General features: G+C 28.2%; 13 protein-coding genes. 11 read left to right on the top strand and 2 right to left on the bottom strand.

The annotated features are described in order from the left end of the window. Nucleotides 1-115: 115 nt before the first annotated feature. From B3N22_RS07485 to B3N22_RS07455, 7 genes are all read left to right on the top strand, one after another. Nucleotides 116-286: a hypothetical protein gene (locus B3N22_RS07485; RefSeq protein WP_021803881.1), complete on the top strand. Its 171-nt coding sequence runs from the start codon at nucleotides 116-118 to the stop codon at nucleotides 284-286. Between the two features lie 21 nt (nucleotides 287-307). Then, the gene (locus B3N22_RS07480) at nucleotides 308-1,816 is read left to right on the top strand and encodes a carboxypeptidase M32 (RefSeq protein ID WP_286905958.1); all 1,509 of its coding nucleotides are present in this window, start codon (nucleotides 308-310) and stop codon (nucleotides 1,814-1,816) included. A 53-nt stretch (nucleotides 1,817-1,869) separates the two neighbouring features. Then, entirely contained in the window at nucleotides 1,870-2,052 is a 183-nt protein-coding gene (locus B3N22_RS07475) for a hypothetical protein (protein WP_073022773.1), read from the top strand. Between the two features lie 282 nt (nucleotides 2,053-2,334). Continuing rightward, nucleotides 2,335-3,417: a 3-phosphoserine/phosphohydroxythreonine transaminase gene (serC, locus tag B3N22_RS07470; RefSeq protein ID WP_286905955.1), complete on the top strand. Its 1,083-nt coding sequence runs from the start codon at nucleotides 2,335-2,337 to the stop codon at nucleotides 3,415-3,417. A 21-nt stretch (nucleotides 3,418-3,438) separates the two neighbouring features. Then, complete coding sequence (locus B3N22_RS07465) at nucleotides 3,439-4,602, top strand: phosphoglycerate dehydrogenase (protein ID WP_286905952.1); 1,164 nt, start codon at nucleotides 3,439-3,441, stop codon at nucleotides 4,600-4,602. 63 nt (nucleotides 4,603-4,665) lie between these two features. Beyond that, entirely contained in the window at nucleotides 4,666-5,904 is a 1,239-nt protein-coding gene (locus B3N22_RS07460; RefSeq protein WP_073022771.1) for a DUF1015 domain-containing protein, read from the top strand. Between the two features lie 270 nt (nucleotides 5,905-6,174). Further along, nucleotides 6,175-8,136: an ATP-binding protein gene (locus B3N22_RS07455; RefSeq protein WP_286905951.1), complete on the top strand. Its 1,962-nt coding sequence runs from the start codon at nucleotides 6,175-6,177 to the stop codon at nucleotides 8,134-8,136. Between the two features lie 55 nt (nucleotides 8,137-8,191). Here the strand turns inward: B3N22_RS07455 and B3N22_RS23695 are convergent, their stop codons facing one another. Together B3N22_RS23695 and B3N22_RS07450 are read right to left on the bottom strand one after the other, a co-directional pair. Continuing rightward, on the bottom strand, nucleotides 8,192-8,275 hold the full coding sequence (locus B3N22_RS23695) for a GTP-binding protein (RefSeq protein ID WP_414632226.1): 84 nt from the start codon (nucleotides 8,273-8,275) through the stop codon (nucleotides 8,192-8,194). Nucleotides 8,276-8,302: 27 nt separating this feature from the next. Then, nucleotides 8,303-9,256: a CobW family GTP-binding protein gene (locus B3N22_RS07450; protein ID WP_286905950.1), complete on the bottom strand. Its 954-nt coding sequence runs from the start codon at nucleotides 9,254-9,256 to the stop codon at nucleotides 8,303-8,305. Between the two features lie 270 nt (nucleotides 9,257-9,526). Here B3N22_RS07450 and gshAB point away from each other — a divergent pair, with 270 nt between their 5' ends. From gshAB to B3N22_RS07430, 4 genes are all read left to right on the top strand, one after another. Then, nucleotides 9,527-11,869 carry a bifunctional glutamate--cysteine ligase GshA/glutathione synthetase GshB gene (gshAB, locus tag B3N22_RS07445; protein ID WP_286905947.1) on the top strand — a complete coding sequence of 781 codons (2,343 nt, stop codon included), beginning with the start codon at nucleotides 9,527-9,529 and terminating at the stop codon, nucleotides 11,867-11,869. Nucleotides 11,870-11,887: 18 nt separating this feature from the next. Then, nucleotides 11,888-12,166, top strand: coding sequence for an ArsR/SmtB family transcription factor (locus B3N22_RS07440; RefSeq protein ID WP_286905945.1), 279 nt, complete (start codon nucleotides 11,888-11,890; stop codon nucleotides 12,164-12,166). Between the two features lie 133 nt (nucleotides 12,167-12,299). Then, the gene (locus B3N22_RS07435) at nucleotides 12,300-12,857 is read left to right on the top strand and encodes a sigma-70 family RNA polymerase sigma factor (RefSeq protein ID WP_286905943.1); all 558 of its coding nucleotides are present in this window, start codon (nucleotides 12,300-12,302) and stop codon (nucleotides 12,855-12,857) included. Further along, a complete protein-coding gene (locus B3N22_RS07430) occupies nucleotides 12,847-13,935 on the top strand; it encodes a hypothetical protein (RefSeq protein ID WP_286905942.1) in 1,089 nt (362 codons plus the stop codon). The genes B3N22_RS07435 and B3N22_RS07430 overlap by 11 nt, the downstream gene beginning before the upstream one ends. The last annotated feature ends 112 nt before the right edge of the window (nucleotides 13,936-14,047 follow it).

Genomic DNA, 14,047 nt, shown 5'->3' with positions numbered 1-14,047 from the left:
CGACTTTGTCGACACTCTGAAGTATAAAACCAATTTTTAATTGGTTTTATACTTTTTTTTATGGATTTGTTATAATACTTATATATAAATAGGATAGGAAAGGAATAAAAGACTAATGACTAGAGGAAACGGATTTAATTGTGCTCATTGTCCAGAATACAAAAAAGGAACTTGTAATGGAGATAGGGACTGCATGTGTTACGAATGTCCTAGAAATTTGGGACAGTGTTTATGCGTAAAGTATTGTAGAGAAACAGAATCTATTTTGACGATAGAAGAAGAATAGTTATAAGGAGGACTTTTAAGTATGGAAAAAAAGTTAGAACAAAAACTTGTAGAGTTTAAAGAATATATCAAAACTATGGAAATTACTAAACAGGCTATAGATTTAATTTATTGGGATAAGCTTGTATGTATGCCTAAAAAAGCTGTTGAAGGAAGAGCAGAAGTTATAGGACTTCTTTCAGAACAATTATTTAATCAACAAACTTCTAAAGAGATGAGAGAGTTTCTAGAGCTTTTTAAAGAAAACTCAGATGGGTTAAGTCAAGTTGATAAAGCAATGATAAAAAGATTAGATAAAGAATATAATGAAACCAAAAAAATACCAGTAGAAAGGTATAAAGAATTTGTAATACTTACATCTAAATCGGAAGCTGCGTGGGAAGAAGCTAAAGACAAAAATGATTTTAATATTTTTAAGCCTTATTTATCAAAGGTTGTAAACTTTCAAAAAGAGTTTGTAGGCTATTGGGGATATAAAGATCATAAATATAATACCTTTTTAGATAAGTATGAAGAAGGAATAACAGTTGAAGTTCTTGACAATGTATTTGGAGATTTAAGAGATGCTTTAGTAGAGCTTCTGAATAAGATAAAGAATAGTAAAATAACTATAAATTCTGATTTATTAAATTCAAGTTATGATAAAGAAAAACAAAAAGAATTAAGTTTATATGCACTTAAGTTAATCGGCTTTGACATGGAAGCAGGTAGGTTAGATGAAAGTACACATCCCTTTACTACTAACTTTACTAATAAAGATGTAAGATTAACTACTCATTATTATGAAAATGATTTATTATCTGCTTTATTTTCTACTATACATGAAGGTGGACATGGGATATATGAGCAAAATATATCTGACGACTTACAAAACACTTGGTTGTCTACGGGAGCATCCATGGGTATCCACGAATCACAATCTAGATTTTATGAAAATATTATAGGAAGAAGTGAGGAGTTTTTGAGATACTTATATCCTAAGATTAAAGAGCTTTTCAAAAGCTTTGATAAAATAGATTTCAATGAGTTTTATAAGGTAGTAAATAAGGTTGAACCATCTTTAATTAGAACAGAAGCAGATGAACTTACTTATTCTCTTCATGTAATAATTAGATATGAGATAGAAAAAGCTTTATTTAATGATGAAATAACAGTAGAAGAGTTACCAGAAGTGTGGAAGAAAAAATATAAAGAGTACTTAGGGGTTGAGCCTGATACAGATTCTTTAGGAGTACTTCAAGACATGCATTGGTCAGATGGATCTTTTGGATATTTCCCAAGTTATGCATTAGGTAATTTATATGGGGCTCAAATTTTTAATACCATGAAAAAGGATATTCCTGATGTTTATGAATTAATATCTAAGGGAGATATTATATCTATTACAAAATGGCTAAAGGATAATGTTCATAAATATGGTTCAGTATATTCCCCTAAAGAATTAATTCTTAAGGTTACAGGAGAAGAATTAAACTCTCAATATTTTATTGATTATTTAGAAGAGAAATATTCAAAGCTTTATAGTATTTAAGTAGAAATTTAGAGCAAAATAATATATATATCTATACATAAGAGGTGAATAATATGAATAGACCTTATTTATCAGTTATGAATGGTGAAGTATGTGAAGATTTTTGCTCTATGAATGAATTAAATAATTTAAGTATGAGGGAAATATATTCTAGTTGTAGCAACTGTATACAATATAAAAATGGTAATTGTATAAAAGGAAACTATGAATTTATTTTAGAAATTAGTAAAAATTGATATAAGTATTTATAATAAAAGCATCAATTGTGGTGCTTTTATTTTTTTAGGTACTATTTTTGAAGTTATAAACATATATTAATTTCTTAAGGTTTACAATTATAAATTTATAAAATAATATAAATACTTAGGAATTAAGGTAAATTTAATAATAAAAACATTGTTTTGAGTATAAAAAAGTAGTAGAATTAACAAATAAAATGTTAAAATAACAATATGTCTAATTGATAATATTTTAACAACATTTTACGGTTAGAGAAAAATTTAAGGGGGCTTTTATTAATGGGAAGAGTATATAATTTTTCTGCTGGTCCAGCAGTATTACCTGAAGAGGTGCTTAAAGAAGCAGCTGAAGAAATGTTAGACTATAAAGGTACAGGAATGTCTGTCATGGAAATGAGCCATCGTTCCAAAGCTTTTGAAGGCATAATTGGGGATGCCGAAGCTTCGTTAAGAGAGCTTATGAATATACCTGATAATTATAAGGTTTTATTTCTTCAAGGTGGGGCGTCTCAACAATTTGCTATGATTCCAATGAATTTAATGAAAAATAAAGTTGCTGACTATATAAATACTGGACAATGGTCTAAAAAAGCAATATCAGAAGCAAAGATTTATGGAAAGGTTAATGTTTTGGCTTCTTCAGAGGATAAAACTTTTTCTTATATACCAGATTTAAAAGATATAAAAGTATCAGAAGATGCTGATTATGTATATATATGTCACAACAATACTATATATGGAACTAAGTTTAATGAACTTCCAGAAACAGGGGACAAGATATTAATTGCAGATATGTCATCAGATATTTTATCTGAACCAGTAGATGTTTCTAAATATGGATTAATATTTGCAGGAGCTCAAAAAAATATTGGTCCTGCAGGGGTTGTGGTTGTTATTATTCGTGAAGACTTAATAACTGAGGATGTATTACCAGGAACTCCTACAATGCTTAAATATAAGACACATGTAGACAACTCTTCATTATATAACACACCACCAGCTTATGGAATATACGTATGTGGTAAGGTGTTTAGGTGGATTCAAAATAAAGGTGGCTTAGAGGCTATGAAGAAAATTAATGAAGAAAAAGCTGCCATATTATATGATTACTTAGATTCAAGTAAGATGTTTAGAGGAACTGTTGTTAAAAAAGATCGTTCTTTAATGAATGTTCCTTTTGTAACTGACTCTGAAGAATTAAATGCTAAATTTATAAAAGAAGCTAAGGAGCTAGGCTTTGAAAATCTAAAAGGACATAGAAGTGTTGGCGGAATGAGAGCTAGTATATATAATGCTATGCCTATAGAAGGAGTTAAAACCTTAGTAGAATTTATGAAAAAATTTGAAGCAGAAAATATCTAAAGAGAATTGGGGAGTGAAAAAATGTTTAAGATAAATTGTCTAAATCCTATAGCGGATATTGGATTAAAAATATTTGATGATAAATATACGCAAGTAGAAGCTTTTGGTGATGCTGAAGCTGTGTTAGTAAGAAGTGCAAGCGTACATGATTTAGAACTATCAGATAGCTTAGAAGCTATAGCAAGAGCAGGGGCTGGAGTTAATAATATCCCACTTGAAAAATGTGCTGAAAAAGGTATAGTAGTATTTAATACTCCTGGTGCTAATGCTAATGGAGTAAAAGAAATAGTTATAGCTGGGTTACTTTTATCTTCTCGTGACATAGTTGGGGGAGTAAATTGGGTAGAATCAGTAAAAGAAGATCAAGATGTAGCAAAACTTGTAGAAAAAAATAAATCTAAATTTTCTGGAATAGAAATTCAAGGTAAAAAACTAGGTGTAATAGGGCTTGGGGCTATTGGAGTTTTAGTAGCTAATGCAGCTAATAGATTAGGTATGGAAGTGTATGGTTATGATCCTTTTATATCAGTTGATGCTGCATGGAATCTTTCTAGAGATATAAGACATAGTAAGTCTCTAGAAGAAATATTCAGAGAATGTGATTTTATAACAGTTCACGTTCCAGCATTAGATTCTACAAAAGGTATGTTTAATAAAGACTCTTTTTCAATAATGAAAGAAGGAGTTAAGATATTAAATTTCTCAAGAGATACTTTAGTAAATGATGATGACATGTTAGAAGCACTAAACTCAGGAAAGGTTTATAAATATGTAACAGACTTTCCAAATCCAAAGATTGCAGGAGCAAAGGGCGTTATAGCAATTCCTCATTTGGGAGCATCAACTAATGAATCAGAGGATAACTGTGCTGTTATGGCAGTAAAACAGCTAAGGGATTACCTAGAAAATGGTAACATAAAAAATTCAGTTAATTATCCTAATTGCGATATGGGAGTTTGTACTCAGGTTGGACGTATAGCAATAAATCATAAAAATATTCCTAATATGCTAAGTCAATTTACTTCCGTTTTAGCTAATGAAAATATAAATATATCAGATATGATTAACAAGAGTAGAGGTCAATGGGCGTATACTATGTTAGATATAGAAGCACCGGCTACAAGGGAATTTGTAGAGAAAATCAAGGAAATTGATGGAGTAGTAAAAGTAAGAATTATTAAATAATTAAGGTTAAGGGGACAAGTTAAGTTGCCCCCTTAAATTATATATTAGATAAGGAGAGATATTATGGCTACTATAAAACCTTTTAAATGTATAAGACCGGAGAAAAATGTAGTAAGTAAGGTGGCTGCACTTCCTTACGATGTTTATAATAGAGACGAGGCGCTAGAAGAAGTACTAAAAGAACCGTTATCCTTTTTAAAAATAGATAGAGCTGAAACGCAGTTTGATAAAGATTTTAACCCTTACGATAAACAAGTATATGAAAAAGCAAGAGATATACTTCAAGAAATGCTTCAAGATGGAACTTTATTAAATGATAATGAAGAAGGATATTATATATATGAGCTTACTATGAATGGACGTTCTCAAACAGGAGTAGTAGGTTGTGCATCTATTGATGACTATCTAAATGATGTTATAAAAAAACATGAGAAAACTAGAGAAGATAAAGAAATAGATAGAATAAATCATGTTGATATATGCAATGCTCAAACTGGTCCTATATTTTTAGCTTATAGATCACAAGAAATAATTAATGAGGTCGTTAATAAGATTAAAACTGAAGAGGTTTTATATAATTTTATAGCACAAGATGGAGTTAAGCATGTAGTTTGGAAGGTAAGTGAGGAAGCTGATGTAAAAGTCATAGCAGAAGCATTTAAAAATATAGATAATATATATATAGCAGATGGACATCATAGAACAGCATCAGCAGTAAAGGTAGGTCTAAAAAGAAGAGAAGAGAATCCAGGTTATACTGGAGATGAGGAATTTAACTTCTTTCTTTCAGTATTATTCCCACATGACCAACTTATGATACTAGATTACAATCGTGTAGTAAAAGACTTAAATGGATATTCCAAGGAAGATTTTTTGTACGAAGTATCAAGGAATTTCAAGGTTGAAGAAGTTGGGTCAGAAGCTTACAAACCTGAAGAAAAAGCAACCTTCGGAATGTATTTAGAAAATACGTGGTACAAGTTAACTTTAGATGAAGAATTATTTTCAGATGATCCAGTACAAGGATTAGATGTTGCAATATTAGAAAATAATTTATTAAGCCCTATACTTAATATAAAAGATATAAGAACAGACAAAAGAATAGATTTTGTTGGTGGGATAAGAGGGCTAAAAGAATTAGAGAAAAGAGTAGATAGTGGAGAAATGAAAGTAGCATTTTCTATGCATCCTACATCAATAACAGAATTATTTGATGTATCTGATGCAAATGAATTGATGCCACCAAAATCAACTTGGTTTGAACCAAAACTTAGAAGTGGAATATTCATACATGAACTATAATATTAAGCAAGGATAATTAAATATCCTTGCTTTTATTAAATATATGACAAAAGTTGTGGATAAACTCATTTAATTAGAGATTATCAACAAATACTGTTAATAATGCTGTGGATAATATGTTAATATCTATTGTAAAATATGACAATATTTGTTATACTGTCTTTAGAAATATGTAATATTATAGTAAACAATGTGTTAATCATTAAATTTGATAGTATGAATTGGGGTATAGGGTAGGGAATAGTAAATAATATTTAATAAGGGGTATTTATGAGTATATTGAGTCTAAAGTATGAAAAAAGTTACGAAAGATTGTATAAAAATATAGTTATTAGATTAGTTGGGACGGTTTTAGTAGCTGTAAGTGCATCTTTATTAATATGGATGGTATTTTGGAGCATAAATAGCCAACTAACAAATATTATTTTGGGGCTAATTAACATTTTTATTTTATTGGCTATATTTTTAATTACTTTTAATACACATTCTGATAAAAAAAGCCTTAATATTTTGTGTCATGGTTTTCTTATAGTATCAATAGTGGATTTTATGCATTTTTATAATTACAGTCACTTATTACAAGATATTGAGATTAATGGGGTAAATATATCTTTAAAATACTGGATGGTAGCGCGGATTTTGGAGATTATAGTTTTATTTATACACTTATGTGGAACTAAGAAATTAGCCAGTTATAAAAACACTATTATAATATGCTTTGGACTGATTAGTGTTAATTTGATTTTAATTCTTCATATACAAGTTTTACAATTTTTAAATGTGTATGATGAGTACAATTTAAACACTATAAAGATTATATTAAGTTCTGTTGGTTTAGGTATAACCATATATATGATTAATAAAATTAAAGATAGCTTTACAGGGAATATAATTTTAGAATCTAGGTACCTTTATTTAAGTATATTTTTTATTATTTTAGCTGAATTTTCTTCTGTTCTTTTAGAAGGTGTTAATTTTTTTTGGGTAATTCTTGTTACTATACTTAGAACTTGTAGTTATTTATATCTTTATAAAGAGGTTTTTGAAGATTTAATTGGTGGTAATAATCAATCTATCAATAAAGAGATGAAGGCACATAGAAGAAATCAATATGTACTTTTGAATAGTAGTATAAAAAAAGAGCCAATAGTTAAAAGTCTTAGTTTAAATGTTGAAGAAATATTAAATGCTGTATCAGTACCAACAATAATTGTAGATTATAAAGGTAAAATAGTTGTATGTAGTGAATCATATGCAAATTTAGTAGATATGGAATATAGTGATATAATAAATACAAATATAAATGAAATTATTAAGAGTATAAAGTTAACTGATAAAAATATCCCTAAAAAATTTGATTTTAACAATTATAAGAATAAAATAGATGATTGGCAAATTAAAACTCCAAAAGGAAATAAAAAATATGTACAAGTTACCTTCTCTATTATTACAGACAATTATAATGATAAAATTGGTGTAGTTTGCGTAATGCATGATATTACAAGGATAAAAGAGGAGCAAAAGAAGTTAATAAATCAAGAGAAGCTAGCTTTAATGGGACAAATGGGGGCCACAATTGTTCATGAAACTAGAAATTTTTTAACTACTATAAAGGGAAATAGTCAGCTGATAGAGTTATATTGTAATAATGATAAGATTAAAAAATATGCTCATAAAATTAATTGTGATACAAATGAAGTAAATAGAATAATTACTGATTTCTTGAATTTATCAAAGCCTAGAGAAACTGAGTTAGTTGAAGTATCATTTAGTGACTTAGTACTTTCAATGAGGAATACTATTGAAACATCTTCATTAATGAATAATTCACAATTAGTTTTAGATATAGACTATGATGAAAGATATATACTATGTGATGAGACACAGATTAAGCAGGTTATACTTAATATATGTAAAAATGCTGTAGAATCTATGGATAAGGTGTTGAATCCAACATTAAAGATAAGCACAGGATTAGATGAGGAGTGCAAAGAAGTTTTTATAAATATATCTGATAATGGAACCGGAATCGATGAAGAAACTATAAAGAAAATAGGCACACCATTTTTTACAACTAAAAAGACAGGCACAGGGCTGGGACTTAATGCATGTTATCAAATAATAAAAGAACACGAGGGAAGGATAGAAATACAAAGCAAACTAGGGGTAGGAACTACCTTCAAAATTGTTATGCCTTATATAGATGAAGATATAGAAGATGAAATTATATAGTTTTAAACATAAGTGTAAATGATAACATAAATAATAAGGTGCCATAGTCACCTTATTATTTTATAAGAGAATTAATAAATGTGGTTTTCCCAGCACCTATAAATCCTGTAACTATCTCTATAGCCGCTTTAGTATTCATAAGATAAGTCCTTTCCAAATCTCAATATTAACGAAATAACTTTTCTATATTATCTTTACTCAAGTTTTCGCCTATAACACAAATTCTTCCGCTATAATCTGGCAAGGATTTTCTAATTTCAAATTCATTTGGTACATAATCGAACTCCACCCATTCTCCATTAGTACACTCAACAATACCTTTTGCACGTAGCACAAGACCATACATAGAGTTATTTAGCTTCTCTAAATTATTTTTCAATTGACTTTTAGTAAGTATTTTTGGAGTTTCAATACCTATGGTTTTGAAGGTAGTCTTAGTGGTATTTACTGTGGAAGTTCTTACTGACACCTTGCTAGGTAGCTTATTTAGTAAATTAATTTTATTAAAAATAGTGTTTTCTGAATTACCTTCAGCAGTTTCTAATATATTTTTAGCTTTAATGCTAGTCCAAGGAGTAGTTATTATGCTTGCTGAATTGTTTAATATTTTTATCTTACTGACAACATCAACAACAGTTTCATTAGAAACATTTTGAGTTCTACTTAATATAATAGTTTTGGCTTTTCTTATTTGATCTTTATAAAACTCATCAAAATTAGTAACATACATATCATATTTAGTTATATCTATGACAGTCATTATTATATTAAGAGAAAGCTTTTCTTTAAAATCAGACTCTTTAAAAACAGAAAGAACTTCAGATAATTTAGCCACCCCAGAAGGTTCAATAATTATTCTTTCAGGGTGATATTTATCTGTTACTTCATTAATACCTGCTTTAAAATCTCCGTAAACGCTGCAACAAATACAACCAGCATTTATCTCTTTAACATCTATAGCGGAATTTCTTAAAAATCCTCCATCTATGCCTATCTCTCCAAACTCATTTTCAATTATAGCTATTTTTTCATTCTTTAAATTTTCTTCTATTAATTTTTTAATTAACAGTGTTTTACCAGCACCTAAAAATCCTGAAAATACATCAACTTTAATTTTCATAAAACCATCCTTATTATTATTTTTATAATATATATTTTAAAGCATATAAGAAGTTAAGTCGATGCGAATGAATTGCATTTACCAAAATTTAAGAGAATGTTAATTTGATTTACACAATACAAAAGTCATTGACTATATAAGCAAATTCTAATATACTTATAATACTTTATGGCAAAATTTAAAAATTATTAATAGTATTTTTACATCAAGAATAATTTATAATTATGGAACAAATAATTTTAAATAGTATTATGCGTAGAAGGTGTTAGGATGGAAGGTATTGATAATAAATTACTGGATTTTTTAGTTAAAGAAAACTTAAGTGAAGACTTGTTTAAAGGTAATTTTGGAATAGAGAAAGAAAATGTTAGAGTATATAAAGATGGACATTTAGCTTTAACTACTCATCCAGCGGAGTTTGGAGATAAATTAGAAAATGCTTTTATTAAAACAGATTTTTCTGAAAGTCAGGTAGAGGTAGTAACACCGGCCTGTAAAAGCTTAGAGGAAATGTATGACTTTTTGGAGAATCTCCAGAATATAGTTTCTAGTACATTAAAAGATGAGTATCTATGGCCTCAAAGCAATCCTCCTATATTACCAAGTGATGGTGAAATTCCAATAGCTTGTTATGGAGAGGCAGGTAAAGTTGAGAGAGAATATAGAGAGAAATTAGCAGAGAAGTATGGTAGAAAGAAACAACTATTATCAGGAATACATTTTAACTTCTCCTTTGATGAGGATTTTTTAAGATATTTATATATAGAGTTTAGCAGCAGTAAAGACTTTAAGGATTTTAAAAGTACTATATACTTAAGAACAGTAAAAAATTTCTTGAAATATAGATGGTTTTTAATATATCTTACTGGAGCGAGTCCAGTATTTCATAAAAGTTATATGGATAGTTGCGTAGAAATTAGTGAAAGTTTAGAAAATGAAACTAGCTATTCTGAAAACCTAGTATCCCTTAGAAATGGAATATGTGGATATAAAAATAAAGAAGATTTTCCTATTAATTATGATAGTTTAAGTGATTATATAGAAAGTATAAATGAATTAATTCGCTGTAATAAGATTGAAAATGCAAGTGAATTATATAGTCCTATTAGGGTTAAATCAATAGGAGGTAAGAATTCTTTAGAGATATTAAAAAGCGATGGAATAAAGTACGTAGAAGTCAGAATATTAGATTTAAATCCATTAAGTAAAAATGGAATATTTCTAGAGGATTTATATTTAATAAATATTTTCTTAATTTACATGCTATTAAAGGAAGATAGCCAGTTTAATGAAAAAGAGCAGGAAATTTCTAATATAAATCATAATATAGTAGCAACATTAGGAAGAAAGTCAGACTTAACAATATTAAATAGTAAATCTGAAAAAGTACTTCTAAAGGATGAAGCTCTAAAAATTATATATGATATGGAGCTTTTAGTTAGAAAATTAGGAATTAAAGAAGAATTTTTATTAAATATAGTAGCTAATGCTAAGGAAAAAATATTAGATTCAAAGCAGACCTATTCTTATAAGGTTCTTCAAGGAATAAAAGAGAAATCATACGTAGACTTTCATATAGATAAAGCTAAAGAATATTTAGAAGAAACTCAAAAAAAGAACTTTAATTTAATAGGATATGAGGATTTAGAATTATCAACTCAGATATTAATAAAAGATTCTATAAAAAGAGGTATAGAATTTAAAGTACTAGATAGAAAAGAGAATTTTATAAGTCTTAGCTTTAATGGAAAAACCGAGTACGTAAAGCAAGCTACTAAAACTTCCAAAGATTCTTATAGTACTGTTCTTGTTATGGAAAATAAAGTGGTTACTAAGGAAGTATTGAAAGAAAATGAAGTTAGAGTACCTAGTGGAGAAAATTATAATAGCGTAGAAGAAGCTATGAAGTTCTACGATAAGTTCGAGAATAAGAAGATAGTTATAAAACCTAAATCTACTAACTTTGGTATAGGTATATCTATATTTAAGGATGGATTTAATAAAGATGACTTTAGAAGAGCGCTAGAAATAGCATTTGATAATGATAATACGGTTTTAGTAGAAGAATTTATAGAAGGCAAAGAATATAGATTTTTAGTTATAGATGATGAAGTAGTAGGAATACTTCACAGAGTACCAGCCAATGTATGTGGTAATGGAGTAAATAATATATCAGAGCTAGTTAAGGAAAAGAATAAGGATAGTTTAAGAGGAAAGGGATATAAAACACCTCTTGAAAAAATATCTTTAGGTGAAATAGAAGAGATGTTCTTAAAAGCTCAAGGTAAGGACTTTACTTATGTGCCAAACAAAGATGAGATTGTATATTTAAGAGAAAACTCTAATGTTAGTACTGGTGGGGACAGTATTGATTATACAGATAAGATAGATGAAAGCTATAAGGAAATGGCTATAAAAGCAGCTAAAGCAGTGGGTGCATCTATATGTGGTGTAGATATGATGATTACTAACATTAATGAGAAAATATCTAAAGATAACTATGGAATTATAGAGTTAAACTTTAACCCAGCTATACACATTCATTGTTATCCTTACAAAGGAAAGAATAGAAACGTAGGGGAAAAAGTTCTTAATTTACTATTCAGGGGCTAGATTTAAGAGGTGTGTTATATGGAAGAATTTCAAGTTAATATATTTAAAGCATTAGCCCATCCAATAAGAATAAAAATACTAAAGAAGCTGTATGAAGGTGAAGGGTGTGTTTGTGAGATTAATGAAGACATTGAATTTAGCCAGGCAAACCTATCGCAGCATCTTAAGATACTAAAGGATGCAAAAATAGTAGAGGCTGAAAAAAGAGGAATGTTTATCTATTATAAGATTAGAAATCCTAAAGTTATGGATCTAATTAAAGTTACTGAAGAGATTTATGAAAAAGAAAGCAGGTAATCAGTAAGGCTGAGAAAATAAGATTTTCTCAGCCTTACTGATTATTTTATATAATATGCAACTATTTATATATATTTTTTGTCTAACTAATGTATAAAACATATGCGCATATGTAGTATTAGGAGGAATATTAATGGAGCTATTAATAAAGAAAGCTCGAAAAGGGGATAAAGAGTCATTTATTAAGTTGATAGATGGTTACATGATACAAATGTATAAAGTAGCAAAAACAAGATTGAAAAATGAGGAAGATATAGGTGATGCTATTCAAGAAACCATACTTTCAGCTTTCACTGGAATTAAAGATCTTAGAAATACAAAATACTTTAATACATGGATAATTAAAATTCTAATTAACAAGTGTAATGACATAATTGCTAAAAATAAGATTGTGTATATAGAAAGTTATGATGAAATTAAAAATCAAGAGTTAAATTTAACTATAAGCGATGACATAGATAGCAAGATAGATTTTGATAATATGTTAGAAATTTTATCACAAGAATATAGGACTGTAGTGGTTATGTATTATGTGAATAGACTTACTACTAAAGAAATAGGGAAAATTCTTAATGAAAAAGAAGGAACCATCAAGTCACGACTAAGTAGGGCTAAACAAAAATTAAAAATGTATTATGTCAACATAAATACTGGAAATATTAAATTGGAGGGACGTATAAATGAAATATGATTTTGAAAGTCAAATAGAAAACATATTAGATGAAGATATAAAAATCCCTGATAGTATACTAAGAAAAAAAGAAATGGCATTTGAACAAATACGAAGTAAGTCCACTAAAATTAGAGGACTAAATATAAAGAAAATTGCAGCAGCGATTATAGGACTTTCAATTATAGGAACTTTTATGTTTAGAATAGATGCTATTGCTGAGCTTGGATCTGCTTTGTTTGGAGATGGTGGAGTACAGAAAGCTATTAATAATGGGTACATTCAAGAAATAAGTGAAGACTCTATTATGAGAAGTAGTGGGGTAGATATAAAAGCAAATAATATAACATATACGAGTAATAAATTAATATTATCATTGAATATGAAATTTGATGATAAGAGTTTACTACAGTACTTCCATGTAATGAAAGTTGATTTAGATGTATATGATGATGAAACAAACGACTTAATTCAATTTACTGGAACTGAAGGTAATATTAATTTTGATAGAGATAAAGGTGAGGTAATTTATAATATTGTTTTATTTTCTGATGGAAAATTTAAAGATTTAAGCAATATAACATTAAAAATTAATCACTTAGAATTATATGCTAATTCTAAAGATAATCTTCCAGAAGGATTTGCTAAAGATGTAGAAGCTAAACTAGATGTAGATACAATAAAACAATTAGATGAAGCTGGAGTAGTGTTATATAAAGAAATAGATGGACAATGGGAAAGTAACATAAAGCTAGATGATAAATTTAAAAATCAAAAAGATGTAAAATACGTTGCTTCTAATGAAAATGAGTATATTAATAATATTTCAGCTACCATGAATTCAACGGGGACAGATGTTTCATTTATAATTGATAAAGCTGATTATAAATCTGTAGGTAAAATAAGTTTAGTAGATGATAAAGGAAACATATATAAACTTTCAGATGGACGTTCTCAGAGTTCAGTAGAAGGAGATGAAACCAAAGTTCAGGTTGTTCTATCATTTGATGCAACTAGTTTTGATAATATAGATTCTCTTAAAATAGAGTTTAGGGATATACACGAAAAAGATTTTGATATTGATTTAAGTAAGGAGTAAACAAAAGGCTGCATAGAAAAAATTATCTATGCAGTTTTTTATTATATCAGCATATATACTTATTAACTAATAGCAGATAAAATATAGATAGAAAAAGTTATTAGTATCCATA

This window comes from Clostridium sp. UBA1652 (assembly GCF_002320975.1).
In the GTDB taxonomy this organism is placed as follows: domain Bacteria; phylum Bacillota; class Clostridia; order Clostridiales; family Clostridiaceae; genus Clostridium_T; species Clostridium_T intestinale.
This window is presented reverse-complemented; position numbering and strand designations above follow the sequence as displayed.

Coding starts and splice junctions, on each gene's coding strand:
- B3N22_RS23695 (WP_414632226.1), bottom strand. CDS start 8,275: ATGAATACTAAAGCGGCTATAGAGATAGTTACAGGATTTATAGGTGCT.
- B3N22_RS07465 (WP_286905952.1), top strand. CDS start 3,439: ATGTTTAAGATAAATTGTCTAAATCCTATAGCGGATATTGGATTAAAA.
- B3N22_RS07430 (WP_286905942.1), top strand. CDS start 12,847: ATGAAATATGATTTTGAAAGTCAAATAGAAAACATATTAGATGAAGAT.
- B3N22_RS07475 (WP_073022773.1), top strand. CDS start 1,870: ATGAATAGACCTTATTTATCAGTTATGAATGGTGAAGTATGTGAAGAT.
- B3N22_RS07450 (WP_286905950.1), bottom strand. CDS start 9,256: ATGAAAATTAAAGTTGATGTATTTTCAGGATTTTTAGGTGCTGGTAAA.
- B3N22_RS07460 (WP_073022771.1), top strand. CDS start 4,666: ATGGCTACTATAAAACCTTTTAAATGTATAAGACCGGAGAAAAATGTA.
- B3N22_RS07440 (WP_286905945.1), top strand. CDS start 11,888: ATGGAAGAATTTCAAGTTAATATATTTAAAGCATTAGCCCATCCAATA.
- serC (WP_286905955.1), top strand. CDS start 2,335: ATGGGAAGAGTATATAATTTTTCTGCTGGTCCAGCAGTATTACCTGAA.
- gshAB (WP_286905947.1), top strand. CDS start 9,527: ATGGAAGGTATTGATAATAAATTACTGGATTTTTTAGTTAAAGAAAAC.
- B3N22_RS07480 (WP_286905958.1), top strand. CDS start 308: ATGGAAAAAAAGTTAGAACAAAAACTTGTAGAGTTTAAAGAATATATC.
- B3N22_RS07485 (WP_021803881.1), top strand. CDS start 116: ATGACTAGAGGAAACGGATTTAATTGTGCTCATTGTCCAGAATACAAA.
- B3N22_RS07435 (WP_286905943.1), top strand. CDS start 12,300: ATGGAGCTATTAATAAAGAAAGCTCGAAAAGGGGATAAAGAGTCATTT.
- B3N22_RS07455 (WP_286905951.1), top strand. CDS start 6,175: ATGAGTATATTGAGTCTAAAGTATGAAAAAAGTTACGAAAGATTGTAT.